Source organism: Rhodococcus sp. ARC_M5, assembly GCF_022810405.1.
GTDB lineage: Bacteria > Actinomycetota > Actinomycetes > Mycobacteriales > Mycobacteriaceae > Rhodococcoides > Rhodococcoides navarretei.
The window spans coordinates 46,643-73,102 of record NZ_JALGQE010000019.1; the positions used below are offsets into that span (position 1 = coordinate 46,643).

Annotated in this window: 28 protein-coding genes; 15 read left to right on the forward strand and 13 right to left on the reverse strand. The window is 63.7% G+C overall.

Features of this window, described 5'->3' with window-relative positions:
* Positions 1-26 precede the first annotated feature (26 nt).
* On the reverse strand, positions 27-1,091 hold the full coding sequence (locus MTX34_RS21880; protein WP_243610800.1) for a DUF1524 domain-containing protein: 1,065 nt from the start codon (positions 1,089-1,091) through the stop codon (positions 27-29).
* Positions 1,092-1,593: 502 nt separating this feature from the next.
* Between MTX34_RS21880 and MTX34_RS21885 the strand changes: the two genes are divergently transcribed.
* Entirely contained in the window at positions 1,594-1,806 is a 213-nt protein-coding gene (locus tag MTX34_RS21885; protein ID WP_243610801.1) for a hypothetical protein, read from the forward strand.
* Positions 1,807-2,136: 330 nt separating this feature from the next.
* Here the strand turns inward: MTX34_RS21885 and MTX34_RS21890 are convergent, their stop codons facing one another.
* Together MTX34_RS21890 and MTX34_RS21895 are read right to left on the reverse strand one after the other, a co-directional pair.
* A complete protein-coding gene (locus MTX34_RS21890; RefSeq protein WP_094689034.1) occupies positions 2,137-2,496 on the reverse strand; it encodes a hypothetical protein in 360 nt (119 codons plus the stop codon).
* Positions 2,493-3,689, reverse strand: coding sequence for an ATP/GTP-binding protein (locus tag MTX34_RS21895; protein ID WP_094689035.1), 1,197 nt, complete (start codon positions 3,687-3,689; stop codon positions 2,493-2,495). The genes MTX34_RS21890 and MTX34_RS21895 overlap by 4 nt, the downstream gene beginning before the upstream one ends.
* A gap of 200 nt (positions 3,690-3,889) precedes the next feature.
* Between MTX34_RS21895 and MTX34_RS21900 the strand changes: the two genes are divergently transcribed.
* Positions 3,890-4,177 (forward strand): hypothetical protein, encoded by a 288-nt coding sequence (locus MTX34_RS21900; RefSeq protein WP_143545972.1) that lies wholly within the window; start codon positions 3,890-3,892, stop codon positions 4,175-4,177.
* Between the two features lie 201 nt (positions 4,178-4,378).
* Here MTX34_RS21900 and MTX34_RS21905 read toward each other — a convergent pair whose 3' ends face one another.
* From MTX34_RS21905 to MTX34_RS21925, 5 genes are all read right to left on the reverse strand, one after another.
* On the reverse strand, positions 4,379-4,726 hold the full coding sequence (locus MTX34_RS21905) for a hypothetical protein (RefSeq protein ID WP_243610802.1): 348 nt from the start codon (positions 4,724-4,726) through the stop codon (positions 4,379-4,381).
* A gap of 248 nt (positions 4,727-4,974) precedes the next feature.
* On the reverse strand, positions 4,975-5,793 hold the full coding sequence (locus tag MTX34_RS21910; protein WP_196248502.1) for a DUF2637 domain-containing protein: 819 nt from the start codon (positions 5,791-5,793) through the stop codon (positions 4,975-4,977).
* 202 nt (positions 5,794-5,995) lie between these two features.
* Positions 5,996-6,391: a hypothetical protein gene (locus MTX34_RS21915; protein WP_243610803.1), complete on the reverse strand. Its 396-nt coding sequence runs from the start codon at positions 6,389-6,391 to the stop codon at positions 5,996-5,998.
* Complete coding sequence (locus MTX34_RS21920; RefSeq protein WP_243610804.1) at positions 6,388-7,461, reverse strand: ParA family protein; 1,074 nt, start codon at positions 7,459-7,461, stop codon at positions 6,388-6,390. Before MTX34_RS21920 ends, MTX34_RS21915 begins: the two co-directional genes overlap by 4 nt.
* A 403-nt stretch (positions 7,462-7,864) precedes the next feature.
* Positions 7,865-9,694: a hypothetical protein gene (locus MTX34_RS21925; RefSeq protein ID WP_243610805.1), complete on the reverse strand. Its 1,830-nt coding sequence runs from the start codon at positions 9,692-9,694 to the stop codon at positions 7,865-7,867.
* A 792-nt stretch (positions 9,695-10,486) separates the two neighbouring features.
* Here MTX34_RS21925 and MTX34_RS21930 point away from each other — a divergent pair.
* On the forward strand, positions 10,487-11,158 hold the full coding sequence (locus tag MTX34_RS21930) for a class I SAM-dependent methyltransferase (RefSeq protein WP_008720938.1): 672 nt from the start codon (positions 10,487-10,489) through the stop codon (positions 11,156-11,158).
* Between the two features lie 40 nt (positions 11,159-11,198).
* On the opposite strand, the gene MTX34_RS21935 is transcribed toward MTX34_RS21930, so the two are convergent.
* The 5 genes from MTX34_RS21935 to MTX34_RS26180 form a co-directional block, all read right to left on the reverse strand.
* Positions 11,199-12,230 (reverse strand): DUF6545 domain-containing protein, encoded by a 1,032-nt coding sequence (locus tag MTX34_RS21935; protein WP_243610806.1) that lies wholly within the window; start codon positions 12,228-12,230, stop codon positions 11,199-11,201.
* A gap of 116 nt (positions 12,231-12,346) precedes the next feature.
* Positions 12,347-12,862, reverse strand: coding sequence for a hypothetical protein (locus MTX34_RS21940; protein WP_243610807.1), 516 nt, complete (start codon positions 12,860-12,862; stop codon positions 12,347-12,349).
* Positions 12,863-12,910: 48 nt separating this feature from the next.
* Entirely contained in the window at positions 12,911-13,354 is a 444-nt protein-coding gene (locus MTX34_RS21945; protein WP_243610808.1) for a hypothetical protein, read from the reverse strand.
* Positions 13,355-13,370: 16 nt separating this feature from the next.
* Positions 13,371-13,898 carry a hypothetical protein gene (locus MTX34_RS21950; RefSeq protein ID WP_243610809.1) on the reverse strand — a complete coding sequence of 176 codons (528 nt, stop codon included), beginning with the start codon at positions 13,896-13,898 and terminating at the stop codon, positions 13,371-13,373.
* 453 nt (positions 13,899-14,351) lie between these two features.
* Positions 14,352-14,795, reverse strand: coding sequence for a helix-turn-helix domain-containing protein (locus tag MTX34_RS26180; protein WP_374640257.1), 444 nt, complete (start codon positions 14,793-14,795; stop codon positions 14,352-14,354).
* Between the two features lie 365 nt (positions 14,796-15,160).
* Here MTX34_RS26180 and MTX34_RS21960 point away from each other — a divergent pair, with 365 nt between their 5' ends.
* The 12 genes from MTX34_RS21960 (at position 15,161) to MTX34_RS22015 (ending at position 26,451) form a co-directional block, all read left to right on the forward strand.
* Entirely contained in the window at positions 15,161-15,370 is a 210-nt protein-coding gene (locus MTX34_RS21960; RefSeq protein WP_243610810.1) for a hypothetical protein, read from the forward strand.
* Between the two features lie 386 nt (positions 15,371-15,756).
* On the forward strand, positions 15,757-17,361 hold the full coding sequence (locus tag MTX34_RS21965) for a cutinase family protein (protein ID WP_243610811.1): 1,605 nt from the start codon (positions 15,757-15,759) through the stop codon (positions 17,359-17,361).
* A gap of 29 nt (positions 17,362-17,390) precedes the next feature.
* Positions 17,391-18,650, forward strand: a complete 1,260-nt coding sequence (locus MTX34_RS21970) for an insoluble domain protein (RefSeq protein WP_243610812.1) — start codon at positions 17,391-17,393, stop codon at positions 18,648-18,650.
* Positions 18,651-18,786: 136 nt separating this feature from the next.
* A complete protein-coding gene (locus MTX34_RS21975) occupies positions 18,787-19,749 on the forward strand; it encodes a hypothetical protein (protein ID WP_243610813.1) in 963 nt (320 codons plus the stop codon).
* Complete coding sequence (locus MTX34_RS21980) at positions 19,746-20,513, forward strand: hypothetical protein (RefSeq protein WP_243610814.1); 768 nt, start codon at positions 19,746-19,748, stop codon at positions 20,511-20,513. Before MTX34_RS21975 ends, MTX34_RS21980 begins: the two co-directional genes overlap by 4 nt.
* Positions 20,510-21,067, forward strand: a complete 558-nt coding sequence (locus MTX34_RS21985; protein WP_243610815.1) for a hypothetical protein — start codon at positions 20,510-20,512, stop codon at positions 21,065-21,067. Before MTX34_RS21980 ends, MTX34_RS21985 begins: the two co-directional genes overlap by 4 nt.
* 172 nt (positions 21,068-21,239) lie before the next feature.
* Positions 21,240-21,533 (forward strand): hypothetical protein, encoded by a 294-nt coding sequence (locus MTX34_RS21990; protein WP_008720862.1) that lies wholly within the window; start codon positions 21,240-21,242, stop codon positions 21,531-21,533.
* Positions 21,530-21,886, forward strand: coding sequence for a hypothetical protein (locus MTX34_RS21995; protein WP_008720864.1), 357 nt, complete (start codon positions 21,530-21,532; stop codon positions 21,884-21,886). Before MTX34_RS21990 ends, MTX34_RS21995 begins: the two co-directional genes overlap by 4 nt.
* Positions 21,883-22,542: a hypothetical protein gene (locus MTX34_RS22000; RefSeq protein ID WP_243610816.1), complete on the forward strand. Its 660-nt coding sequence runs from the start codon at positions 21,883-21,885 to the stop codon at positions 22,540-22,542. The genes MTX34_RS21995 and MTX34_RS22000 overlap by 4 nt, the downstream gene beginning before the upstream one ends.
* A complete protein-coding gene (locus tag MTX34_RS22005; protein WP_243610817.1) occupies positions 22,539-23,420 on the forward strand; it encodes a hypothetical protein in 882 nt (293 codons plus the stop codon). Before MTX34_RS22000 ends, MTX34_RS22005 begins: the two co-directional genes overlap by 4 nt.
* On the forward strand, positions 23,411-24,961 hold the full coding sequence (locus MTX34_RS22010) for a hypothetical protein (RefSeq protein WP_243610818.1): 1,551 nt from the start codon (positions 23,411-23,413) through the stop codon (positions 24,959-24,961). The genes MTX34_RS22005 and MTX34_RS22010 overlap by 10 nt, the downstream gene beginning before the upstream one ends.
* Positions 24,958-26,451, forward strand: coding sequence for an SCO6880 family protein (locus tag MTX34_RS22015; RefSeq protein ID WP_243610819.1), 1,494 nt, complete (start codon positions 24,958-24,960; stop codon positions 26,449-26,451). The genes MTX34_RS22010 and MTX34_RS22015 overlap by 4 nt, the downstream gene beginning before the upstream one ends.
* The last annotated feature ends 9 nt before the right edge of the window (positions 26,452-26,460 follow it).

Genomic DNA, 26,460 nt, shown 5'->3' on the forward strand with positions numbered 1-26,460 from the left:
ACAGTTGCCCCTGACGTGTGTCGTCGTCACTCGCAGCCGACGCCGTCTCCGTCACCGTCGAACTCGGTACTGAATCCGGGGTCTCCAACTCGGATGGGGGCTGCACCGGCGGCGCGAACTGCGGCGCAGTTCGCGTAGATCACGCTCGCCAGCGCCGGTGCCATACCCACCGGCGCTGGCGCAGCGGGTTGCTGAGCTGGTGTCAGCGCGGGCGCTGACTCGGCGGGGCGGATTGAGGCGGTAGCGCCGCACTCCCCGAGTATGCGAACGATGGCATCGTATTCGGGCGGGGTGACCCAAAGTCCGTACGCGGCTTTGACCTCGACCTGCCGTGAGACGTAGGTACACCGGTACGGCTTGTTGCTCGGCAGCCATGTCGCGGCATCGCCGTCGCCTTTCTGCTGATTCGCCGGGCCGTCCACGGCCTGCAGATTGCGCGGGTCGTTCGCCAGATTCCGCAACGTGAGCTCGTCAAGCTGCTGCGCACCTGTCTGCCAGGCGTTGCTCAGAGCAACGACGTGATCGACCTGCACGGTCATCGAGGTATCGGCACCACGGATGAAGTCGATGGTGGCCCCGGTGTATTCGTCAACCAGGGTGCCTGTTTGTATTGCGCATCCGTTGGATCCCGGTTTCACAGTGATTGCGGTGAGATCCCGTCGAAGTACGTCGTTGCGGGTGTCGCAGCCGTTGCGGCCGTACTCAACGGTTACGTTGTCGGTCCAGGCCTGCCCGAACAGGTCGCGGTCGTAGCCGGTCTTCGGGGCTCGCCCCTTGATCGGCACGGTTGCCAGCATAGTCAGGGCTGTTTGTGCGCTGTCCGCGTTGGTGACCACCGCCGCGGCAGGTACGGATGGATCCACCGGTTCGGGTATGGCCGGCGGATCGACCGGAAGCGTGGGCGTGGCCTCGGTAGTAGCCGCTTCGCGTGAGGTGTCGATTGTCGTATCGGCGGCCGACGACGCAGCATCGGTTTGCGACGTTGCGTCCCTCTCCCCCGACGGATCCACGCAACCGACGACGAGCAGACCGGACAATGCCACTCCGGCGATCCACGGCCACGTCCGCACACTCTTCGATGCGGATGACATAGGCGGCGAACAGCCGGAAAAAGACACAGTGGTGCTCCAGGATCGTTGATGAACGAGTCGGGCGACATCGTAGTTGGGCAGCTGATCAGCAACCGACGCAGTGGAAGTATTCGGCGACGGCTACCGTTTCGCAGTTTCGAGTGCGATTAGCGAAGAACATCACTGCCAAGGAGGTAGCGGTTTCACCCGGAATGAGCCCACATCAGGCGGCCGTAGTCGGCAACAGACGAAAAAGCAGGGTATAGGACCTGGTCATCGACACGTCCCGATGCAAGCCGTTGTCCCACATGCACAGGCCCGAGAGTTGACAGGTCAGATATCGCCCGAGGCTGCTGCCCTGCAGAGTACCGTTACGCGCATGGGGAACAACTTTTACGGCGGCGTTCACCACCATTACCATGGTGGGACGAGAGGTGTTGAACGTCAACCCGATCCGCCGCCCGTCGACACGCGCTCTGTGTGGCGCCAACACCCTATCGTCGGGACGCTGACCTTCGCGATCATGGCCTTCATCGCCCTCGGTGTTGTCATCAACTTCTGGTATGTGTTCGTGCCGCTCGCCGTTGTCGGTGTCGGCGGCTATTTCGGAATCCAGCGGGCCAAGGCGCAGCGCGCAGAGAACGCGGCACTGTCGGCACGGGCACAGGCCGAGCACGAGGCGTACATGCGAGGGTCAGAGGTGGGAATGTTCGGACGGTTCCCGCCGGAGGTGTAACCGATTTGAGAATTCTCGGCGTCGCCTCCGGGGGAGCGGCTGAAACTTTAGCGTAGGTTGTCGTCGGGTTTTCTGTTGATCGTTTACCCGGTCAGTTGTCTTCAGTCCACGTGGTCACCAACTGGGTGGGCAATGGGGTGCTGCTCCCCGGTCGGAGTGCGCATTGTCGCTATGAGCACCGACTGTGTCCGGAGACTTCAGACCACCGATCGAACACGCCTGAACGAAGCCGTGCCGGGAGGACGCGTGCGGTTTCTAACTGGGTGCGCTGGCAACGTAATGGGATGGCATCTCGGTAGGTTGGCGTCGCGGCGGGTCCGGCGCACTCTGTCAGCTATCTGGAGGGGTGGGAGTATCCCAGATTCCCGCATACATCTCGGCTACCAACGGCCACACCTGGCGAAGACCGTCCTCGACGGAGTCGACGACGGTGGCGAGGTCGCCGAAGATCACGAACTCGTGGGGAATCACACGGCCAGCCGAGTCTCGGCGTCCGAGCGGATCCTCGATGCGAAGCGCAACATGTCCATCCTGGCGGTGCCACGCAGTCAGCGCGTCTCCAGCGTCGTCGAAAGCACGTTCGTAGTCCGGGAGCGGGTCGCCGAGTCCGGCGTCGAGAAGAAAACGAAAACCCCAATTACGGCCCCGAGTGGACCAGATGATGTCCGAGGGTCCGGAACTGGTGCTCACTTCGGGTTCCTGATCACCTTGTCGTCGACGCCCTGCTCGAGGTCCAACTTGAACTGCGTCAGTGTCGCTCGCAGGTAGTCGTGCTGAGCGCGGGCCTGCGCGTTCATCTCCCTGAGTTTCGGTCCCACCAACCGCGCCGCGTCCGCCAGGATGGGCAGCGCGACGGCGGCGATCTTTCTTGCCTTTCCGCCCTTACCTGGGTTGACCAGTGCTAGAAGCTTTTCGATCGCCGCAAATTTTTCACCCGTCAGGCCTGCTGCCAGCAACTCTGCGCCGTCGGCGAGCGAGTCGAGCACTTTGCCAGGAATGTCGTGCTTCTCCTGCCATTGCACACGACGCTGAAGCGGAAGAATCGACGCCACCGGAAGGACGAGATCGAGACCGATACGCCGGGTCAAGTCGATGTCGAGCGTCTGTGGACCAGTGGACTCGCGCTCGAACTTGGCGGAGGACAGCAGCAAGAAGTCTTCCCCGATGGACAGGGCAGCGGGGGTGTCGATGAGTTCGGCGATGGTCGATCGGAGCTGTTCGATGTCTGCTGCTGCATTGACGATGATCAGATCGCGGAAAGTGTCGACGTCCCAGTCCGGGAACAGATCGGCTTTCGAGAGCGCCAGGATCCACACCCGAGGGAACTCGACGATAGGCCCGTCCTCGAGCAAGTCGTCCTTGATTCGTAAGAGCCCCTGACGAAAGCTGAACATCAACGACTTCAGGTACAGCTCTTCGTCGCCTCGGTGGTCGAGTAATTTCTGTCCGTCGACCAGCAGGAAAGCGACGTCGGACCGAAGTAGAGAACGGAAGGTGTCGGTGCGCCGCTCGCGCTCCGTCGCGCTGCTGGGCTCGGTTTCGAACCATTCGCCTGGATAGTCGTGCCATGCGAGTCGGAGGACGTCGAAGGGCCGCTTCTTGGCTGCGTCGGTGTCTGCGCCTTTGAGTTTCACCGAGAAGTAATGAGTCGTCGCCTTGTATCGGTCTTGTTTCGGTGCCGTCGCGAGGTCCCGCATGCGGAGGTAGTTCCTGTAGAGCCGATGCCCTTGGCCGATGTCGTCGGCAACAAGGTCCCAGAGATCGTTCGCGTATCCCCCATCCTGCGTCGGTCCGAAAAAAGACGACAACAAAACAGTCTTGCCCGAACCACTCTCGCCGAACACGGCGATGTGTTGCTCTCGAACCCTGGGAAATTTGGCCATGGCAGGGAAGGTACAACACACGGCGTGAGCGCCTCCGCTGCGACAAGAGACCGCAGGTGAAACGTGCAAGCAGTGCCGTCACCTTCGAACCCAGAGCTGCACCTCCTCGGCCGCAACCTACCGGTCTCAGGCACATCGACGACTTTGAAAATCGATGGACGCATGATCAGCCAAGAGGGTTCATCTGCTTCAATTCCGTCATGACCGATCCGGTAGACATCACAACGACAACACCCACCGTTGGTGACACAGTCCAAGTGCGACGCCTAGAAGGCGGCTTCGTTACCGGGACCGTAGTCGAGGACTTCGCCGACTACTTGCTGACCGTCCCCGTCGCCGGCCGAGACTGGGCGATGCCCCATCGATGGGCCGTCGCAACGAACAGCGGAACGCTGATCTTCGCCGACGACGCCGACATCATCGAGCACCACAAATCCGAACCGTCGACGACAACGGCGACACCGAACGACGTAAGCCACAAGACCTGACCGGTGGACATCTACCCAATTCTGGTTGCCTCGGTCATCGGGTCCGCGGCCGTACTAAGCATTGCCATACCAGTCCTGCTGGCCATGACGATCATCGACATCACGCGGGCGCTGCGAAACCGCACCAAAGGTTCCCCAAGCCAACCCCCGGCGTCAGCACGAAGAGCAGCCAACTTCTGACACTGACAAACGTCATCGACACTACTGATCCTCGCGTTGATCGCCCTCGCTGGCGGGAAGTCGATTCACGTCGCGATCACCGTAGGAATCACCCCATTCCCACACGCCACTGAGTGCATCGCGAACTTCGCTACCGCCCCGACGACGGCGTAGGCGCGTGGTACGCATGGCGTACTCACGGAGTCGATCACGGACATCGGCGTCCAGGTCTGGGCCACTGGGCAGATTCAAGGCCCACCACAACCGGCGCCGATACTCCGCACCCGAAATCCCGAACGCCACGAAGATGTCTTCGTCATCGGCACCTCCATAGGGTTCCCAGCGCACCGCGAACCCCACAAAAGTCTCTGCCGACCGCTCGTCCGTCATACCGATGATTCTGGTCGACGTATCGACCCGTCCGCACATCGGCCGCCCACCCCCACCACAGCCTTGAACACCCCGACCTGTGGTGCCGCTTGTGCAGTTCACTTCTGCACTCAGAATGTCAGAAGACGACTGCAATCACTGGTGAAATCCCAGCAAATCGTGCAGCCCACTTCTGAAACTGACACCGGATCTACGTGCAGGACCGGGTGACAGAAACGATCGTTTCTGTCACACCCTCCTGTGGTCGGTCAGCGGTTTGCAACCGCGTAGTCGCGTTCGGCAGCCGTGTATGTGTCGATGTCGGCCGGGTGAAGGTTCTCCAGAGCGTTTCCGGTGTCGGCCGCACTCTCGGCCGGTGCCGGTGGCGTTGAAAGCTGGGAAGCCGCTTTGGTTGCGGCGATCTTCTGTTGGAGGTTCACCCACTTGTCATAGCGGCTTCGGACGGTGGTCGGCGAGACTCCAAGGACTTCTGCGGCCTTGTTGAATTTGCCCATCGCGGTCGGGTGATTGAGATAGACGTCGACGGTTTCCCATACGACTTGGTCGAGGGTTCCGTGCTCGTCGTCGGGTGTCTCGTCGCGCTGTTCGGTGCTGTTCTGCGGCCCGGCTGTCGATTGTTCGGCTTCGGTCGCTTCGAGCACGGCGGGTGTCGCGGATGGGCGTCGGTGTCGGGGTGCGCTGATTGCGATGGACATCATTTCGCTCATGGTCATCACCATCAGGGGGGCGAGTGCGCCGAGTGCGGCCGCGACTCCTGCGTTTAGGTCGGTAACTGTAAGGACTGCGTGGTAGGCGTTGCCGGCCATGCTGGCCAGTCCAGCTAGGGCAAAGACAGCGATGATGAATCGTCGGCCGAGAACTGTGCGGTGATCGGTGTGTTGGGACAACGCGACTCGGAAGATGCCGGCGGCGAGTATCGGGCCGTCGAGGACCACTGGTATCACCCACGCGGAGTCGCGCATGCCGGCCATCGCGGCCAGGTCGTAGAGGGTGGCGAAGCTGAGCTTGAAGCTCGATGCTGTCACGACGAAGGCGACGACCAGGCCGATGACGAGCGCCCAGGTCACGATAGCCGGGTGGATCTCCACCGGCTGTCCAATAGGGGGTGGCGGTGTGACGTCGTCCGCTGTATCGCTTTTCGGGTCAGAGTTACGGTTGTTCATAGGTCACAGCTCCTTGGTTTGTCTGTGGCCGCCGGCCCCGGTGGTGTGACAGCACTGCCGGGGCCCCGCGTCGGATTTCGAGTGTTTCGATGACCAGGTGGGGCGGCTAGGACGACAGTGGTCGGCCCGCAGACAGTGGTACGTCGGATCCCCCGTACCGCTCGCCTTCGTTGTGTGTGAGTTCGCGAGCCTGGGCCTCGCGGACGAGGGCCTTTTCTACGAATTGAGACCACGACTTGTCGTCTTCGAGGTGCGCTGTTGCTTTGTGGACGCCACGTGCGCGGGTGAAGACGTCGTGGTCGATGTAGACGGTGATTCTCTTCGTCCTTGCATCGTCGTCCGCGACCGTGTTCGACCCGACTAACGGAGATACCTGCGGCGTAGCTGGTGGTGGTGGTACCGGACTTCTGTTTTTGGCTTGTAGCTTCGACAGGTCGCCCGTGACTGCCGGCCGCCGCGGTGGCAGGCCCGTTACGACTCGGTCTTGCTTGGGATCGGTCATGCGTTCACCCTCTCTTCGGCCGCAGTGATGCGTGCGATCATTTCTTGTGTGATGGCAAGTAGGTCGTCAGCGACTGAACCGGATGACTTAGGCGCGAGGGATTGCGCCTGAGCCTCGCCACGGATGACCTCGTACCATTTGGGCCCCTTGCGAACGGCGTCGTCGAGTTCGTGCACCAAGAGTCCTCGTTCTCTCGTTGCCTGTGCTGTCGCTTCCGAATGCCTCACCACTCCCGAGAACAGGACACTGTCGTCCTGGAAGGCTTCGGCGACGAGTTTGCGTGCACGTTCCTGTACTGCGGTCGCGGATTTGCCGACTCCCACCAGCACAACTCCCAGCAGGTCAAGGGTGGGGTTGATGTCGAGCACTGCGTCGAGACGGTGAGCGACAGCCGCCAGTCCTTTACGGCTGGATGCGTCGCTTTTGATTGGCACGACCGCCCAGCGCGCAGCCGCAAGGGCGGCGTTCTGCAGCGTCTCGTCACCGGGCGGGCAGTCGATGATTATCAAGTCGTAGTCCTTGGCCAGCGGTGCTAACAGGACGGCCAGTGCCAGCTTCGCGCCGTTCGGGTCCTTCGCTGCCTTAGAGGCCAGGGCCGCTGTGGCCTGCTCGAGGTTGACACCTCCCGTGAGGACGTCGAGGTTTTCTCGGACGCCCCTGACTGGCTCTACGCTTCCGCCGAACGCGAGGGCTGCGGCGAGGGCACGTCCGTGGTCGTCCCTGTCCGTTTCGGTGTACCCAAGATCCTCTGCGAGGTTTCCTTGGGGGTCGAAATCAACGATGAGAACTTTGTAGCCGGATGCAGCGGCCAGGCCACCGACGTTGGCCGAGAGGGTTGTTTTCATGACGCCTCCCTTGCCGTTGATGATGGCGATCACCCGTTCGCGGTCATAGACATCTGCGCTCACGATCTTGATGTTCCCTTCTGAGGTCTCCGACTTGGACGGGATACTGTTAATACTGGCATTCCTGTTATTACAGGTATTGACAGCATCACCGGCATTAGCTCTATTGCTGCGAATCACAGCATTGCCAACATCGCTGGCATTGTCAGCATTCATGGCAATCATGCCATAACTGTCTATACCAGCAATAGCTGTAATACTGCTATTAAGCTACAGCAATGCTGTCATTACTGCCATAGTTGGCCAGAGATGGTCGACCAACCTGTTCAACTTGAGGCGAACCCCGAGGTCAGAGCCGCCCGCAACAATGCTGCTATAACTGCCATTCCGCCCACTCTCCGACTGCATCCCTCTGGCCGGCCGGGGCTGGGGCCGCAGCAGCCATCTTGGCCATGTCTCGTCCCCGCGAAAATATGCACACCGGCCGCGCGTGGCGGGGGGACCGCATCCGACGGGGTCACCTCATCGCCTCCGGGCGTGGCGGCCCCGCATCGTCCACCGCCACGCTAATACTGGCTTATCGAATAACGCCAATGCTGCTAATGCCAGCATTCATGTCGGTGATCGATCAGGAATCTGAACACACGATCACTGCACCCAGCTGATCGCTGAGCAGCTCCATGGCTTCCAGCACAGGATCAGGCTTCGGGGGCCCGGCAGCAAGCATGGCCGCCCACAGCGTCTCCGACTCTTCCCCACGCGGTGGGGGAGCCCCAGAGATCGGAACGTTGACTGGATCTTTCATGAACAACGCAACGGCCGGACCGTAGAAGCGGTTCTCGAGCCACACCTGCCATACGAGCCGTTCGGCTCGGTGTCGGACGATCCTCTCGGCAGCGACAGTTTCCAGGCCGTGAGCGGCCGCTACGTCGTCCAACGTGCGGCTCCCGATGCTCAAGGTTGCGCCGTTCCGTTCAATGAGCCCAGCGGCCGTCAGAGCTGCGAGAATGGCATAACCGTTCGACGGCCGGAGCATTGCGCCAGCAAACACATCGTCGACGTTTGTAGCAAGACCCGCAGCGACCAGCTCGTAGACCATCCGGCCACGTAGACCGAGCACGCTCCATGCCGGGTGGACCGGCTCGACCCGTGCACGCTCGACACGCGCTCGTCCAGGGCCGCCTGTGGTCGCTGGCGTGGTCAAGGCGTAGCGATCGGCCTCCCGACCCGCGCCGCGCGCTACGAGTAGCAGGGGAGAACCTGGGGTCTCTCTAAGAACCCTCAACGCGCTCCACACGGTCGATTCCGACATCAGCCCAGCTGAATGCGACAAGCTGCGACCGCCAACCGCCACGACCGGGACGCCCTCGACCAGGTCGCCGGCCAAAGCCGATGTGTAGGCCAGTGCCTGGACCACAGCGAGTAGGACCGGCCGCTGGCGGGTACCGAGGAATTCTGAGTCGATCCACAGCTGTGCGTGAGCTAACCACTTGCGACGAATTCGATCTTTCAGGAAGGAAGTACCTCCCCCTGTGAGCTTGTTCTTGTGCGTGAGTTGATGGAATTGATGGGCGGTCCCTGCCGCCCAGGTCAGCGCCTTCTCCACGTCCCGTCGGAGAGCGACTGCGGGATCCCTGTACTTCTCGGTGTAAGCGCGGCGGACACCAGCCCACTCCTTGGTAGCGATCGCCTTCTCGATATCCGCAGCGCTGGCACCCCGAAGAACCGCGTGGCTGATGACGGACTGGCGTGCTTCCGAGGGCGTCGGCCAGAGAGCCCTGTTGAGCTTGCCGGTGGCCGCGTAGGTCTCGACGGCCTCAGGGAACGGCGTGGTGCGGTGAAAGCGCGGGTCCAAACGCCGCCCTCGTCCGACGCCGACGAGGCGTTCGTCCTGGGTGAGCGAGGCTGCCACGGCGGCAACTGCGGTTCGGTGTCGGGGAGTGGTCACGCCACCGAGCAGAGCAGTCAAGCGGGCAACGACACCACGGTCGGATCGGACAGTGAACGCGTCGATCGCGTCGTCGAGCGTCCCATCGAGGCGGCGAAATCCACCCTCCCGGCAGGGTGACCCCGGGGGAGTAATGCACCCCTGCTCCACCCCGAGCATGGGAGAACGGTCCAGAGTCATCAGCCGAGCAGCGAGGAGCTCCATCAAGACTTTGACGTCGTCGACCCGCAAAGAACTGTTGGTAGCCAGAGGTACGAGCACGTGGCGGCCGCCGCTCGTCGAGCGATCCGTTACCGTGCGTGCGCCACATTGGTGGAGCCACACCAACACCCGTTCGACATCGGCATCGACCTGCTCGCCCGTGTGATGTTTGGCGTCAAAGTCCAACGCCAACAGACACGTACGTCCCCTGCGGTAGATCGGTACGGCCGCCGGCACCGCCGGCAGGCGCTTCGTCCAGCTCTGACCTTCGTCCGCGAACTCTCCGGTGACGGGGCTCCACAGTCGCATGGACCGACGCGCGGCCACGAGCGGAGACAGACGTCTCCAAATAAGGTCGGACGTCGACATCGTCGACTCGACACGATCGTTAGATCTTGAACCTTCATCAGGGCGCGAGGTACCCTGAGACGAGACCAGCAATAGTCTGTCCCTTCCAGGGGAATGCAGCACCGAAACGAAGATTGGCTCTCCGTTTCACCTCGAGCCCTCGACCTGCCAGTCGGGGGCTCGACTCTTTTCGGTCTGCACGTAGTGTGCGAGCGGGGCCGAGGCTAACCGTCCTCAAGCACTCCGCATTCTTGTCCGGCTATGCGGTTAGCGGCATCACCTCTTGGTTCAATTCGCGTACAAGATCGGGGCGTCCGTGAACCACTGCAAGCAGATCCGCAAGGTACTGCGACGTAGACGTGCAGCCCGCCTCAAGTGCTCGCCGTTCGATCAGGTCACCAACCTCCACAGGGATACGAGTTGCGTACATACGCCTCGACCCCTTGCTCTGCATGGCCATCGCTGACACCTTTCCCGGACGCCAATCCACCTCCGGATTCTGTAACAGATTGCGAATGGCGCCGGTTCGACACGCCGGGAAGCTGTAACAAGATTCCCGGAAGTCCCCATGGAAGGGGCATCCAGCGGCGGTCTTGGGCTGGTTGTGACGGATCGACAAGCATCCTCCGGCCCACGCCGAACCCGATCCGCACCGTCGCGCCTGCCCCAACCGCACCGATAGGGCAGACTCCTAGATCGCGTGGTAGCTACGCGGGGGACTGGCTCACACACACCGAGAGGAACATCGACTCGATGACATCTGATACGACCCAAGCGGGGGCGGCTCCGTACAGCAGCAATCTGTTTCTGAACGTCTACGATCTCTGGGTCATGCGGCTATCGAACAGCTACGCCTGGCGCTGCAACCGGCAGAACTTCCTCGACCTCTACAACGGTCGCATCGGACGCAGACACCTTGAGGTCGGGCCTGGATCAGGTTGGCTACTCGCCAACACAGACTTGCCAGCCGACCTCGATCTCACTCTTACGGATTTAAGCCCAAATTCGCTCAAGCACACCGCGTCTCGACTCCAAATACCCACCACGCTGATCGAGCAAGACGTACTTGAGCCCTTCGCTGAGGGCATAGAGAAGTTCGACTCGATATCACTCAACTACGTTCTGCACTGTTTACCAGGCGACTGGTCGACCAAAGCTGCAGCCTTCGACAATCTTGCCGAGAAACTGAAGCCCGGGGGAGTGCTGTTTGGATCAACTGTGATCGGAGTCGATCAGCGATACACCCTATTCGGCAAAGCTCTGATGACGGCGTACAACAAGATTGGTGCGTTCGGCAATTGGCATGACGATCTGCCGGGACTGGAGAAGGCGCTCAGCAGTCGGTTCGAGCAGGTGAAGGTCGACATGATCGGAAATGTCGCTCTTTTTGTTGCCGAAGATCCGAGAGCCACACCACGGATCTAGCACGTACGAGGCTCGCTAGGACAAGTGACGAGCGGTTCGATCAGGACATCGCGCTGTGCCGGCGCAGCTTTCGCCAAGCTCTGGCAACGTCGACCAAGTCATCGCTCGTAGCGGTGAGGTCGTAGGCCACGGAGCGTTGCGCCAGCACCGTGAGGAGCTCATAGCGTTCCGGAGGCGTCTGACCGGCGTTTTTCGCGGCATAGGCCTGAGCCAGTTCTGCTGCGATGCTCTCCGCATTTAGCTGAAGCGGGTCCGATTCAGTGGACAACGTGGATGCGTTCCACTTGCTGAGCCTGCGTGCTGCATCGTGAATTTCGATGATCTTTCTGTGCAGCTTCATCGCAGGATCGGACTGTCGACTGTCGGCTGTCCTGACCTCGGGGAACTGATCGGTCATGTCTTGCCACAGAAGCTCGATTTCCTTCAAGTTCTTGCTGATTCGGTCCTGGCCTAGCTTTGCGCGCAGTACGGCGGCAACCGGAACCGCACCCATGATCAGTGATCCAGCGACCGCCAGGAAGAAGGTCAGGGCCTTCACATGCATCTCTGGGTCCGCCGACCCAGAGCCCGTCAAGACCTCCTGGAGCGTAAGAATGGGTGTGCTCACCGCGACGAGCGCGAGGCCGACCGCAATTGCGATCGCCAAGCCATAGAGGGCTTTCTCACGGACAGCGGTGTCGGGATGTCGAGCTTCGCGTACGAAAATGCTCATGACAGCAACTGCGACGTACAGCAGTGGGGCGTAGAAGGCGGTCCACAAGACGACTGCCGGCCAACCCAAGTATTGGTCGATCAACTCACCGGCCTTCCGTGAGGGTGTCCCGGAAATGAGGATGACCGCACTGAGAGCAAGCCCGATCGCGTCGTAGATCCGCTGTCGTTTCCACACAGTGGAGGGATCTGCTCCAACCCATAACCTCGACATGCCGTAAATGGTCATGACGATCATGACGATGCAACAGAACGTGAGCTGCTGGAACAGAGCGACGTCGCCTAACGGCTTCGGTAGCTGCCTGATTGCATCTTGCACCGCGCGTTCACGTAGAACCAGGCCGAACCATCCGATGATCAACGAGCGTGTGGTCAACCGGTCGATGATCGACGAGTTGAGCCACGCCACGCGAACCACCAACGTCAGCGCCATCAATATGAGGATTGGCCACGAGATCCACGCTGGGACGGGGGAGGTCATTTCGACCTGAAAAATGTAGAGCGGAGGGGTGACTGGCGTCGATTTCGATTGACCATCGCCTCGACCATGATGTGGTCGGCGAAGGATTCGGCGGCGACTTCCTGGTCGTCTTCGAAGCTGTCACGACCCAACACATTTTCGATGGTGCGCTCCGAGACGTGGGGTAACAGCACCCTGAGCATGGCCCTACTATGTCGGGACTCGGGCAGGCCGGTGTGCGAAAGCACCATATGACCTACCTCGTGACCAATGACCTGGTCTGCTTGATACTCAGCGACGTCGGACCCATACACGATGAAGTCGTCTTGCTTGCGTGCCACCCACAACCCGCAGAGGGTGCCCGTCAGGCCCACACGGCTCAGCAGTGCCGACTCGACGGGCCATAGGACGATCGGTCGGTCACGTTCCTCTGCGATCAGGTCGATGAACTTGTGACGCGACCACGGCTCATCCGACGGCATGTTCGCTGCGATGCGTCGCACAGCCGACCGAATCTGATTCTCTTGGCTCACGGGTCCCGACTCCCTCTGACCTTTTTTTAACCGAAACGATGAACGGCGCTACACGTTACTCCTGGTACCGCCTGCATCGGATGTCTTGCCTTCTGGCTGGTCAGGAAGCTGTTCGAGGATGTTCATGAGATCGTCGGCGCTCATCGCACCTCCGTCCCGCATCGCAAGTAACTGAACGCCGGAATCGCGTAGCTGGGTCAGCACCGACAATTCCCGGTCGTAGCTCTCCGCGGTGCTGTCCCACTTGTTCGCGAGAAAGGAGGCCGGGGCCTCGAAGTACTCAGCGAGAGCGTGGACCATGTCGCTGTCGGCAAATCTCAGACCGGCCTCAGCACGTAACTCTGCTATTTCCGTCTCGAGAACAGGCCGTCCCAAGAGGCTGGAGATCGCCTCGGCTACGACGGCATTGCTGATTTCCGGGTTGTCAGCGGTGTGGTTCGTCTCGAAGAGTTTGTTGATTCTGACGTGTAAGGAGGGCGTTGCCTTAGCCATGTTTATTCCGTTCTTCTTAGCGGCGTCGACTGTCTTTCAGACGGCGCGCGAACCGCTGGGCTGTTGCTTGATCGATTTCGATGGGACTGCCGTAAAGCCAACGGCGGTAAAGCTTTTCTTCGCGTTCTGGATCGTCGCAATCGACAGGAAGCTCCAGGAGCGCCGCAATTGCGGAATCGATTGCCTTGTGGTGCTGCCCATGATTTCGTTCCAGCGTCTCGGTGACGAAGGACCCGGCGATGGCCGAAACTGCAACATCCAGTTTCTGGAGTGCTGCCCGCAGATCATCGACTCCTGAGGTGCGGTCTTCCAGGCCATCGATCTCTCTGTGCATGCCCCTCTGGGCCGCGAGCAGTTTGGTCAGAGGGTCCAGCCCGACCGTGATGTTCCCCGTGCCGGCGTTGTACGGCGCTCGACCCAACACAACCGGCTGCGCGCTTTCCCAATAGACATTCGCGGCGCTTCCGGGCTTCCAACTCAGGCCGGTATCGAACTTTCGCAAGGTGCTCGGTCTCGGGTTGTTGAGCTCGCCGCGTTCGGCCATCAGGACGACGGGCTTTGTGGGCCCACCTGCTTCGCGCAATCCCGTGATGGTGAGGTTCCGTTGCTTTCTGCGAGAGCTGACGCAGGTGGCAAACCATAGTGGGTGTCCCGTTTGCGTCACAGATCCATCCTAGAGCCGAGGTCAATATATGGTCAATAAACTGAGTGGGGTCAATTAACGTGTCGATTCATAACGCCCAGGTCAGGGACATGTGATGCACTCAAAATTGACTTCTACTTGCCCATCGCTCAGGGGGACCATAGTGTTCCGCTCGTGACGACGAAACACGGCGCAATCAGATCGCGCGTTGAGTTTTGTGAATCTAGAAGACTGGGTCCACGGGACGTCAAACGGAGAGTCGTCGGCCCACTTACGACCGCCCGAGACGGTTCGGCTCAGCTGCCACTGGACCGGACTAATTGCGACGAGAACCCCGTGCTGCCGCCAACGTCCTCAAGGGAGTACGTCCGACGGTCGGTTTCGCACGCGCTCGAAGGAGGCAACTACACGCGACACCTCGAAACCAAGGGCGCTAGCAATCTTCCGGGCCATTGCGTCCGACAGCTTCACATGACCGCGTTCGAGTGCGCCGATGTGCTGAGGGCTTACCTCAACTTTGCCAGCAAGATCACCCTGCGTAAGACCGCGAGCTACCCGCAAGTCTCCAAGGTGCTCATCACTGGGATCCACGATCACCACATCGGTCACACGCACTTGCAGCACAGCGAGGCAGCGGGCAAGTGCGGCGATGCCCGGATCCGCCTTTCCCTGCTCCCACTGCGAGTAGGTCGACGCTCCGATACCGCCCCGTCGAGCAACCTCCGCACCACTGAGCCCAGCCTTGGCTCGGGCGTCTCGCAGGCGGCTCGGATCGAAACCGCGGAGGCGGCGCTTCATCGCTGGTACTCCACGGTGAGTCACAATGTCACCCGCCTATTCCTGGTAGCACATAATGTAGTCGTAAAACAGATTGGTTATCGCGGGTTGTTTAAACCGGACTGTCGAAGTAAGGTTTAGCACAGGACCCGAACAAAGAAGAACCCCCGTGGTGCGCGTAGCTGATTGGCGTCCGCAAAGCGCATCCACGAGGGCCGACCCAGCAGATAGGGGTGCGACTACGTCGCGTCTACATGGGCATTCTCAGCCTAACGGACGTCGATGCACGTAGCGCCCCGGAACGGAACGCAACTGTGCTGTCCAGTCATTCACAGACCCTGCAAGCACCAGCGGCCGCGTCCTCGCACTCGAATCAGTGCCGCGCCGTGAACGACCGAGTCCACGGTCTTGCTGTGTGCTCACTGGCCTCGGCTCCGCATTCCACACACCAGCTTCGGTGTGAAGAGACCGGCGAAATAGTCGGGGAATGGACCGACGCGGACACGACGTTCCGCCTGCCCACCAACGAATTCCAGCGCTATGTCGAGTTCAGCGATACACCCGACCACGAGATTCACTACGACGACGTGGCCTGACCCCCAATCTCGACCGGGGTCAGCTGTTGACGCCCGGTCGTGAGCTGCAGGAGCTCCCCGACGCCCTGTAGCTCGACCGATGGACCGGCGCGAGGGTCGCGCAGTGAGCGCATTTCATCATGTTCAGCACTGCGCGACCCCGCCGGGACATCCACCGGATTCCCACACCTCCACTGACAGAAAGGAATACGCCCGATGCCTTGGATTTTCTCGCAGCTCTGGTTCTGGCTCAGTCCGCTGGGCTGACCGCTTCTCCAAACATGCCGGTGGGTGCCTGCGTTGTCGATCGACCTGGCACCCACCAGGAAGCACACAGAAGTTCCACGATCCGGCGTCGTCGACGTCACAGCCCGCAGTTTCTCTCGGTTTTGACAGGAGTCGAAATATTGTCCGACAGAACTCGTTTCAGATCCATCGCCGCGATGATGGCCGTCGCAGCATGCACGCTGTCGGTCACCGCGGCACACCTGTTGGTGACGCCGCCGACTGCCTCGGCCAGCCCAGAGCAGCCGTGGCTCGACGAACTTGTCACCGACTGCCCCGCCCTCTACACACTCGCCGTCCAGGGGACCGGACAGTCCTCGCCGGATGCGCCGATCAAGGCCGACACCGGAATGCTCGGGACGGTCCTCGGCCCGGCACTCGAGGCCGCGCGGGTCATCGGTTCCTCGCTCGACCGGGCGTATGTGCCGTACCCGGCTGCATTCGGCGGAGCGGTTCCCGGCGGCAAGCAGCCCTACACCGTCTCGGTAGAGGAAGCTGCAGCCAACCTCGAAGCTGCAGCCGAGAAGGTCGTCTCCAGTTGCCCAGCAACCCGATTGGCCGTCGTCGGCTACAGCCAGGGTGCGCACGCCGCCTCGAACTTCCTCGAGGCAGTCGGCGCGGGCACCAGCGCAATCCCCGCGGACAAGGTTGCGGTCGGCGCGCTGTTCGGTTCGCCGACCAGGGCCGCCGGTTCGCCGGTCTTCCCTGGCAGCAGTAGCGACGACCCCTCGCCCGCTCCCGGGTCGTCCGGAAACCACGTCGCCGAACTTCCCCCGGTCTCTGCGCCCGCCCCTGCCGGGTCGGGAATCGGACCGACCAGTGACGTCGTGTCGAGCTACGGATCGCTCAGCGGCCGGGTGGCGTCGATGTGCCAGACCGGCGACCTCGCGTGCGATGCACCCGCGAACGCCCCGATCGCACGAGCGGTCACCAATGTCGCGGGCCAGGCAGAGGTCGGCGGTGATCCGTTCCGCGCCGTGTCGTCCATCGGCATGGCATTGGCGTCAACGTCGTTCGGCGTCGCGGTCGACGTCATCAACGAGGACGTCTCGGTACCGAAGAACTCCCTCAAGAACCTGTCGATCGCGCCGAAGAAGTCGCTCTCGCAGCGGTTCGCCGAAGCTTCGGACCCGAAGGCGACTCCGCCGACCGGGCAGGAAGCGATCTCGGCGCTGACCAAAGTCGGTCTGGTCGCGGTCAATGCGGTGGTGTCGGTGGCGAAGAAGGTCATCACCCCGCAGACCATCGCGGAAGTCTCCGCTGCCGGGTTGTCCAATCCCGCAGCAGCATTCGCGGTGATCGCCGCCAAGACAGCCAAGGCCGTGATCGAGCTCGTGCCACCCGCGACATCGAAGCGGGTCGTGCAGCAGGCGTTCAACGTCGTCAAGAACGAAGTGACGGCCAACAAGGATCTGTTCGACCTCGCGGCGTTGACGTCCTACGCCAACACCATTGCCGCACATACCGGTTACGGCACTGCAGCGGCGACTCCACAGGGCGAATCGACGACACAGTTCGTGGCGGATTGGCTCGCGGCCGCCGCAGCCGATTTTGGTGACAGTTCCACCGATACGGCGTCGACGACATCGTCTCCGTCGAGCTCCACCACGACACGCACCGCAACGCCCACGACCTCGACCGGCACCACCTCGGTGCTGCCCTCGACTCGCCCCTCCACCACGCCCGCGAGCGTCACCTCGCTTCCGTCCGCAAGTCCCGTCCAATAGCTCCACCTACTCGAAAGGTCCACTCCTTCATGGGCACTCACAAGATCCCCACCCGTTCGCTGGCCCGCGTCGCTACGGCAACGACCGCCGCATCGGTGATGGCCGTGTTCTGCTACGGCACCGCAGCAGCCGCCCCGGGCGACGCCCCGGCCACCCAGGGCGACATCACCACCGCTGCACCCTCCACACAGGGCCCGCTGACCTCCGATGCACCGTCCACCCAAGGTGAACTGACCGCCCCCGCCCCGCAGCCCGAACGCGTCTACTGGGTGGCACCGCCCGCGCAGTACGACCAGACCGAATGGCAGACCTGGGACGCCTACTACGACGACGAAACCCCAGCCACCACCGGCGGCAACAGCACGAGCTCCGACGACACCGCTGCACAGCCCGCAGAACCGGCCGCACCGGCAGAGCCCGCCGCACCGTTGGACGTGAACACCCTCCACGGCCCGACCGCCATCGACGACCCCACCGCGCCGATCGCCGCACCGGACAAGACGGTCAAGATCGGTGACTTCTACGCCGACCAGCCCAGCTGGCTCTCCGACCAGGACCGCGACCGCACCAACAACTCCACAGCCGTCATCGAAGCGCAGGTGACCGACTTCTGGCGCTCGATCGGTGTCCCGACCGACCGCGCCCAGCGACTCGGTGCCGCCCAGATCGCCGCGGGCGGCGCAGGCCTGGTCACCGGCGCTGTGGCGGCCGGTGTCCCCGGTGCTGTCCTCGGCTCGCTCGCCGGCGGAACCATCGGCGGTATCGGCGGCGCACTCGCCGGCGGCCTGATCCCCATCGCCCCCGGCATCGCACCGATCACCACCGGCATCGCCGGCACCGCAGGCGGAGCAGCAATCGGAGCACTGGTCGGCGGTGTGCCCTCGGCCGCGATCGGTGGCGCAGTCGGTCTCGCTACGGGAGTTGCACTCGGAACCACCTACGGTGCCGGCGATCTCGGTGAGCCGCAGAAGATCGAACTGCCGGACTTCCCGCAGCCCGCGCCTGCACCTGCACCTATCGCACCGGCTCCCGCACCCGCACCGGTCATCGAGCAGGCCGCCCCGGTCTGGACCGTTCCGGACAACCCTGTCGACACAGCACGCGGATTCGTCACGACACAGATCGCCGGTGGCCAGCAAGCACTCGACGCCGTCGATGCCGCTGTGGCCGACGCGACCCCCGCGGTACACGCCGCTGTGGCAGATGCAGCACCTGCCTTCGCTGCCATCGACAACGCGCTCGCGGCCGCCGGATTGTCCAACCCGCTCGCTCCGGCAGTGCCTGCCTGACCTACCCAGTGACCTGCTTCGGGAAGGCCGGTTCCGACCGACCCGCACGCGGCCGGAACCGGCCTTCCCGAAGCTCCCCACTCCACCCGAACCCCTCGCGCTCTCATCGAACGTCTCAGGGACACAGGAGAAAACAATGGCGACCGACAATCACCGCGACAGCACGATGCTGTTCCCTGACCCCCAGGAAAACTTCGACCACTCGCAGTGGCAGCCGGCCGCAGACTCCGCCGTGCACCGGACGACGACCCCCGCACCGCTGCTACCGGCGATGCCAGCAGTAGGCGACCACAATTCCCCGACAACCGATCCGGCACACACCTACGACTTCGGCACCGAACACGACTACGTCGCCGCCGATGCCGACCATGATTTCGGCGACATCGCCCCCGAGACCGCTCCGGTTCCGTACTGGGTCGCCGCACACGTCCCGGCCGACCGCCTCGTGATGGATCAACCACAACGGCGATTTCGTCGACGTCGCACCGCGCCCACACCGGCTCCCTCCGTAGACGACACGACATCGGCGCTGCCGGCACCGGCCGCGCGCCCGCGTCGACGGATCTCCCCGACGTGGATCGCTGCTGCCGGCGTCGCGGCCGCCGCAATGATCGGTGCCGTTGTCATCGTCAACGGCCAGGACGACGCCCCGGCCCCGCAGACCCCGACCGTGGTGGCTGCGCCGACCGCCGCACCGAGAGCGAGCACCACCGCGCCCACCAGCGCCGCCCCGGCTCCCTTCTGCACCACCACCAGCACCCCCGACGCCACGACCACCGACGCTGCCGGGGGACGCGGAAACGCGGTCGATGTCATCGCAGCCTTCGAACACGCCTACTACGTTGAGCGCTCCGGCGCAGCCGTCGCCTCCCTCATGGTCTCTCCGGCACCACCGGAACGCATCCAGGCCGTCATCGACCGCACCCCGGCCGGCACCGAGCACTGCGTGACGATCGCCGCCACCGACAACCCGGACGTTCATGCCGTCGCCCTCGCGCTACGAACGCCGTCCGGCTCCGAATCGGCCATCGCCTCACGGATCACCACCGTCCGCACCGGCGCGAACTACGCCATCAGCAACGTCGAGGAGGTTCGGTGAGCACCGTGGTTCCCATCCGACCGGGCAAAACCCCACCGCCACAGCAGGTCTGCATCATGGTCGGGTCGTCCTCGGGTGGTGCGTCCTCGACTACCACCGCCCTCGGGCTCGCGACCGCCATAACCACACCGAAGTTCCCGGTCGTGGTGGCCGACGCCACCACCGACGGCGGCAACCTCTTCGAGCGCGCCGCCGCGCACACCCTCGACAACCCGGTCACCGCCGGCCTACCCGTCAGCAGCGCCGCCACCACCGCGAACGCAACAGTGTGCGGACCGACCTCGGACCGCAGCGACCTGACCCTGATCAACAGCATCTTCGCCTCACGCGGAGCAGCGCGCATCTACGACGTCGGCACAGCGCTCGACGCACCGCGCGTGGCAAGCCTGCGAGGACAGGCCGTGCTCGTCCTGACCGCGATCGCACGCGCCGAACCACTCACCCGCCTGCGAGGACGCCTCGAGCATATTCGCGCCGCCCACGGGGCGGATGCGCTCGCTCGCACCGTCGTGGTCATCTCGCACACCATTCCCGCCGGCACCGTCGATCTCACCGCCGTCCGTGCCGGACTGACCCCTGTTCTCGGCGCACTGGTCGAGGTGCCCTTCGACAGTGCCCTGGCTGCACCCGGATTGTTCGATCACCGCCGCACCGCACCGGCCACGACGGCCGCATGGTCCACCGCCGCGTCTGCCGCGCTGGCCCTGTCGCTCGCCGCTGCAGACCTCGAGACCGACCAGCAACGAAAGCGAGAGCAAGCATGACCGAGACCATCGACACCACAGACTCAGCGGCTCAGTGGATCTCACCGTCACTGTGGCTGCTCGGTGCCACCCGCGAGGCAGGGGTGAGCACCCTCGAACAGTTCTGGTCGTTCACCGCCGACAGCGAAGGATCCTGGCCACCGGGCGACGACCGCGAACGCGTCTCCCCGTACGTCGTCATCGTCGCGCGCGACAGCTTCAAATCGCTCACTGCCGCACAGAATCTCGCACTCGCACACCAGCGAGGAGAAATCGGGGCCGGATCGGAGCTCCTCGGGTTGATCACCGTCGCATCGGCCCCAACCTTGGACAAGCCAATACGCCAACACCGCGACGTCGTCGGTGGGGCGTTCGAGCAGTCCTGGCACATCGGATGGCATCGAACCTTGCTGTCGGCGTCTGTGGATCGGCTCCCGCGCTGGCATCCCCTCGCCGCCGACGCAACCGCCCCCAACCCAGCACTACCAACCGATATCCACACCGTCGGCATCGCCCTGACCAACGCCGTACACGCACGCATCCCGGCACTGTTCACCGGACAGGTCGCCTCGTGAACGCGAAATCCATCCTCGGATGCCTGATCATGGCCGGCACCTTCAGCCTCTCGCACTATATCTCATGACCGGTTCACCGCTGCTGCCTCTCAACAAGTTTCGGACCGCAGTACTGATGCGACCGATGTTCACCGCTCGACCGAATACGACACGAAAGGCTCGATGATCGCCCATGATTCTCGCAACCGCACAGGCCGTGCAGGACTTCTCGGTCCAGGCCATCGAATTCAACGTCACCGCCGAACTCCCGCCCGGCGCGAACGGACTGCTCAAACTGTTGAACTGGCTGCTGTGGGGGGTGCTGCTGGCCTGCATGGCCGCGATCGTGTTCTCGGGCGGAAAGATGGCCTGGGAGAAGTGGAATCAGGGATCGATCCAGGCCCCGAAGATCCTGCTCGGCGCTCTGGTAGGCGCGATCGTCTCCGGTAGCGCCAACGCCATCCTCAACGCCGTCGCCGGCGGATGACCGGGGCCACCGACGGCGGGACTGTCCTGGCCATGCCCGCCGATGTCGTCGAGAACATCAACACCGCTCTCGGGTGGATGCTCGGGCTCGTCGCGGTGGCCTGCGTAGGAAAGATCATCTTCGTCGGTGCCCGCATGGCGTGGGATCACCAGCACACCCCCGGGGTCGAATCGCCTGTCTCGGCGGAGTTCTTCGCCGCGGTCATCGGATGGATTCTCGCGGCCGTCGCCGCCGGAGGTATCGCCGCGGCCCTACTGGATGCGACCGGCACTGTCTCGAACGATCCCCAACCGAGCCCCACCGTCGTCGACGACATCGAACGCATCAACCCACCTCTGGAAGGCGGACAATGACCATCGCCACTCACCCCCGCACGGGCCGTCGATACCTGACCGCAGGTGCGGCCACCGCGATCACGGTCGGCCTCCTACTGGCCGGGTGCGGCAGCGACGAGACAGAGCCGCAGAGCGACGCTCCCGCCGCGCCGAGCATCGACATCCACCGGGCACCCGAGATCGCGTCCTGGACCACAGCAGGGAGCATTGCGGTACCACTCGGCGCAGCAGACGGGCCGACCTCGGCCCCGGGAGCACCGTTCACCGGCTACACCCAGACCCCGCAAGGGGCAGCTCTGGCCGCGATCGACCAATCGGTCCAGCTCGCCACCGCCGCCGACGGGCGTTGGGCAGAAATCCTGCCCTCTGTAACCGTTCCCGGCCAGGGCCGCGACCTGTGGGCCGGCAACCGGGCTTTGCTCTCCACCAGCGGCATCGATCCCTCCGTCGCCCCCGAGATCGTCGGCTACACGATCGAGGAGTACTCGGCCGACGCAGCCGATGTCTCGATCGTCCAACGCTTTCCCGACGACTCGCTGGCCTCGACCCTGACCCCGGTGACCTGGTCCGGCGGTGACTGGAAGCTCACCCTCCCGGTCAGCGACACCAACCCGGTCGAGGATCTGGCTACCCTTCCCGACGACATCGTCGACCTGGAAGGAACCAGACCATGACCGAACCGCACTACGAAGAAAACCTAACGCCTGCAACAGAACCGACCGAGCCGGAGGGCAAGCGCATCGGCACCGTCGGCTGGATCGGCGTCGGGATGGTGGTGGTCATCATGCTCGCCGGTCTCGCCGTGAGCCTGGTGGTCCTCTCCCGCGACCAGGACACCCCACTGGTCCCGCTCGACGACGGCGGCACTGCGGCGCAGGTGACCCCGCAGGACACTGCCGGTTTGTTCGAGCCCGATCCCGAATTCGATTCCCTCGACCGGGTCGTCTACGTCCCGAAAGACCCGAACGGGGTCGTCCTCGAGCAGAAGACCCCACCTGCCGGCCGCACGCCCGAGACCGCTCCGGAAGGGGTAATGCTCCAACGGGTGCACGGCAACATGGTGCTGCCGTTCTCCACCTCGGACGGGCCGACCGCTATCGATTCCTCCGGTGTGGCAACAGGATTCAGCCACACCCCCCAGGGTGCGGCGTTGGCTGCGGCGCACTACATCGCCTACTTCACCGGCGGAAACGACCGCATCGACATGATCGCAGCGTCGGGTCGGGCCGACGATCCGACCGGCACCATCGCAGAAGCCAAGCGCTACAACGCCACCGGTGTTCTCGGGTCCGTCGCGGACGGCTCCGCATACGTTGCCCTGCCCTCCTTGAAATTGAACTACACCGACGCCCTCACCCGCGTCTCGTTCGGCTACACCGCCACCCTCAAGGACGGCTCCACCCAGTACCGACGCGTGTTCTCGGACTTCATCTGGCGCGAGGACCGCGGATGGGTCATCCAGGTCCGACCGCTGAACTCCCCTCAGGGTTCTACGGTTGGCGGTACCGCCGACCAGACGCCATTCGAGCCGGGGTGGCTGACATGGTGGTAACCCACAAGCCTCGAACGCTTCTGACTTACCTGCTGCGCTCCACGCTCATGTTCGTTGCTGTTTTCGCGCTGGTCGCGGGTAACGCCGGCATCGCGGCCGCACAGGACCCGCCGCCGGATGACCCGTCATTCGTCGAGAACGCCGCCACAGCCTCGACGTGCTCGAACGCCGTCGGGCTCGGCGTCGCCATAGCCAGTGAGATCGCAAATGCGACGGGCGTGACCGACGGTGGGCCGAGCTGCCTCGACGCGGTAGGTGACGTCGCGGCAGCACCGATCAACGCCGTCAAGAATGTCGCCGAAGGTGCGTTCGAGAAAGCCGGCCTGAGCTTCGGCGAAGCCGGCGGCGCGGCACTGAAATTCGCCCTGGGCTGGTGGATCGAGATTCCCGGACAGAACGAGCAGGCCTACCAGAGCGTGCTGTCCACTGTCGGCGGCTACACCTACGACATCCAGCTGGCGTTCCTCATCGTCTCGATCATCCTGCTCGGCGGCAAACTCGCCCTCGCCCGATCGGGAGCCATCCGGCAGGTCTCGGAGGAAGGATTCCGCCAACTCGCCCGCGCCACCATCATTTCCGGCTCCATCGGCTTCTTCGTGGTCATCGGCACCCGGATATCGGACGGGGTGAGCAGCTGGTTCATCACCTCCACCGTCGGGGACGATCCCGCCAAGCTCGTCGAGGCGATGGTGCGTATCACGGTGTTCACCGGATCCGGCGGCATCGCAATGCTGTTCGTCATCGGACTGATCGGCATCCTCGGCGGTCTGCTGATGGCGTTCCTGCTCATCATGCGCATGGGCATGCTCGTCGTCGTCTCGGCGTTCCTGCCGATCGTCGCCGCCGCCGGTGGAACGCGGATCGGAGCGGGAGCGTACGACCGCCTGATCGCCTGGACGCTGGCGTTCCTGCTCTTCAAGCCGGTCGGCGCGTTCGTCATCGGAATATCGGCCATGCTCTTCGCCCAATCGGCCCCCTCTCAGGAAGCCGACGGCGGCATCATGACCGCCGTTATCGGGGCACTCCTGCTGGCCTGCACCGCACTGGTGCTGCCGTCTCTGATGAAGCTGCTGCTTCCCGAAACCTCCGGCGGTGCAGGCGGTCTCGCAGCCGCAGCCGCTCTCACCGGTGCCGCTGTCCAGATCGGCGGCATGGCCGCTACCAGTGGTGCCAGCGCAGGCGCGGGTGCCGCCGGAGGCGCAGCGGGCGGCGCGGCCGGCGGCGGCGCAGTCGAGGGATGGGCCCCGTCGAGCTCGTCCGGATCGGTTCCGGCGTCCTTCGGTGTCGGCCCCTCCGGCGGAGGCGGAAGTGACAGCTCAGAACCGAGCAGCGGCGGATCGGACGGCGGAGGCGGCGGCGGATCGATGCCCAGCGGTACGGGTGCAGGCGATTCCGGAGCAGAGACGGCAGGACGGGCCACCGACGCCGGCGGACCGGCCGCCGGGGGTGGATCGGCCCCGGATTCGTTCGGGTCCGGCGTCGACGGAGCAGCCGACCGCAACTTGGGAAACACCGACGATGACAGGGGATTCCAGATATGAGTGACGCCAGCAGACGCCCGACGACCTACGGCGCGTGGCGACTGCCCCGTTCCGGCGGCGCATTCGGTGTGAGCTTCGCAGTGACCATCATCGGCATGGGCGTGGCCGTGGCCATGATCGCCACGTACCTGTTCACGAGATCGCTCATGGCATCGGGTCTGGTCGTCGCCGCGGGTGCGGTGGTGCTCGTGCCGATGGTGATGAACAAGGACGGTCAGAGCGGCCACCGCCGATTCTCCGGCTGGCGATCCGCTCTGACCTCGAGCCGTCGCGGTGAAGACACCTACGCTTCCGGGGCCTTCTCGAAGGTGCCCGGCGGAATGCTGCGGCTACCGGGCGTTCTCGCCGGTACCGACCTCTACGAGGCAATCGACTCCGCCGGCCGCACGTTCTCGATGATCCACATGCCCGACAAGAACATCTACACCGTCCAGCTCGCCGCGGAGCCGCAAGGCGGAGAGAACTTCGACCAGGAACACCTCGACCGCGCGGTGAACAACTGGGGACAGCAGCTCACCGCATTCGGCGACGTCTCCGACATCCCGTTGGTGGCAGCAGTACTCGAAACCGTTCCCGACACCGGCACAGTGCTCATGGAAACCGTCCGTGGCCGCGTTCGACGCGACGCCCCCGAGCTCGCACGCCAGTCGATGTACGAAACGGCCACCGGCACCGCCAAAGGCGGCGTCCGGATGGCCGCCCGCCTGGCGATCACCTTCGAGGCCCAGACCGACGAGCGTCGCAAGGACCCCGCCGAGCAAGCCGTCGAGATCGCCCGCCGCCTCCCCGAAATCACCTCCGCCGCAGCCGCTGCCGGGGTCATCTGCACCCCCATGACCGCCGACGAGGTCGCCGGAACGGTGCGCCGCTCCTACGATCCCGCTGCCCTCGAAGCCGTCGAAGCCGCTCTCTACTCCGGTCAAGGCACCGGCTTGAACTGGGCGGACTGCGGGCCACGCACGGCGTTCCGAAAACGCGATCGCTACCTGCACGACGGCGCGGTGTCGGTGACCTGGGAAATGCGAGCCGCACCGAAACGCGCTGTCACAGAACGCGTCCTCGAACGCCTGATCCGCCCGCACGCCGAACTGCCGCACAAGCGGGTGACGATCATCTACCGCGTCCACCCCGCCGGCGAGGCCGCGGACGTCGCCGCCAGCGACTACCGCAACGCCCGCGCCCGCCGATCCGGACGCACCGGCCTGGACAACATGAGCGACGTCAACGACGAACGCGCCGCCAACCTCGCCCAACAGGAACAGTCCCTCGGGCACGGCATGACCCGCTTCGCGGTCCTGATCACCGTCACCGGACCCGCCGAAACCACCGACGTTCCCCGCATCGATGCCATCCTGCGCGACGTCTCGGTCCAAGCGCTGCTCTCGGTGCGGCGCAGCAACTACTGGCAGGACGCGGCATTCGCAGTCGGTCTCGGGGTCGGGGTCTCCGCACCCGAACACACCTCCCTGCCGCGCCTGGCCGACGGCTGATCCACACCC

Coding starts and splice junctions, on each gene's coding strand:
- MTX34_RS21990 (WP_008720862.1), top strand. CDS start 21,240: ATGATTCTCGCAACCGCACAGGCCGTGCAGGACTTCTCGGTCCAGGCC.
- MTX34_RS22005 (WP_243610817.1), top strand. CDS start 22,539: ATGACCGAACCGCACTACGAAGAAAACCTAACGCCTGCAACAGAACCG.
- MTX34_RS21905 (WP_243610802.1), bottom strand. CDS start 4,726: ATGACGGACGAGCGGTCGGCAGAGACTTTTGTGGGGTTCGCGGTGCGC.
- MTX34_RS22015 (WP_243610819.1), top strand. CDS start 24,958: ATGAGTGACGCCAGCAGACGCCCGACGACCTACGGCGCGTGGCGACTG.
- MTX34_RS21925 (WP_243610805.1), bottom strand. CDS start 9,694: ATGCGACTGTGGAGCCCCGTCACCGGAGAGTTCGCGGACGAAGGTCAG.
- MTX34_RS21945 (WP_243610808.1), bottom strand. CDS start 13,354: ATGGCTAAGGCAACGCCCTCCTTACACGTCAGAATCAACAAACTCTTC.
- MTX34_RS22000 (WP_243610816.1), top strand. CDS start 21,883: ATGACCATCGCCACTCACCCCCGCACGGGCCGTCGATACCTGACCGCA.
- MTX34_RS21985 (WP_243610815.1), top strand. CDS start 20,510: ATGACCGAGACCATCGACACCACAGACTCAGCGGCTCAGTGGATCTCA.
- MTX34_RS26180 (WP_374640257.1), bottom strand. CDS start 14,795: ATGAAGCGCCGCCTCCGCGGTTTCGATCCGAGCCGCCTGCGAGACGCC.
- MTX34_RS21920 (WP_243610804.1), bottom strand. CDS start 7,461: ATGATTGCCATGAATGCTGACAATGCCAGCGATGTTGGCAATGCTGTG.
- MTX34_RS21950 (WP_243610809.1), bottom strand. CDS start 13,898: ATGGCCGAACGCGGCGAGCTCAACAACCCGAGACCGAGCACCTTGCGA.
- MTX34_RS21915 (WP_243610803.1), bottom strand. CDS start 6,391: ATGACCGATCCCAAGCAAGACCGAGTCGTAACGGGCCTGCCACCGCGG.
- MTX34_RS21880 (WP_243610800.1), bottom strand. CDS start 1,091: ATGTCATCCGCATCGAAGAGTGTGCGGACGTGGCCGTGGATCGCCGGA.
- MTX34_RS21970 (WP_243610812.1), top strand. CDS start 17,391: ATGGGCACTCACAAGATCCCCACCCGTTCGCTGGCCCGCGTCGCTACG.
- MTX34_RS21895 (WP_094689035.1), bottom strand. CDS start 3,689: ATGGCCAAATTTCCCAGGGTTCGAGAGCAACACATCGCCGTGTTCGGC.
- MTX34_RS21885 (WP_243610801.1), top strand. CDS start 1,594: ATGGCCTTCATCGCCCTCGGTGTTGTCATCAACTTCTGGTATGTGTTC.
- MTX34_RS22010 (WP_243610818.1), top strand. CDS start 23,411: ATGGTGGTAACCCACAAGCCTCGAACGCTTCTGACTTACCTGCTGCGC.
- MTX34_RS21995 (WP_008720864.1), top strand. CDS start 21,530: ATGACCGGGGCCACCGACGGCGGGACTGTCCTGGCCATGCCCGCCGAT.
- MTX34_RS21975 (WP_243610813.1), top strand. CDS start 18,787: ATGGCGACCGACAATCACCGCGACAGCACGATGCTGTTCCCTGACCCC.
- MTX34_RS21930 (WP_008720938.1), top strand. CDS start 10,487: ATGACATCTGATACGACCCAAGCGGGGGCGGCTCCGTACAGCAGCAAT.
- MTX34_RS21900 (WP_143545972.1), top strand. CDS start 3,890: ATGACCGATCCGGTAGACATCACAACGACAACACCCACCGTTGGTGAC.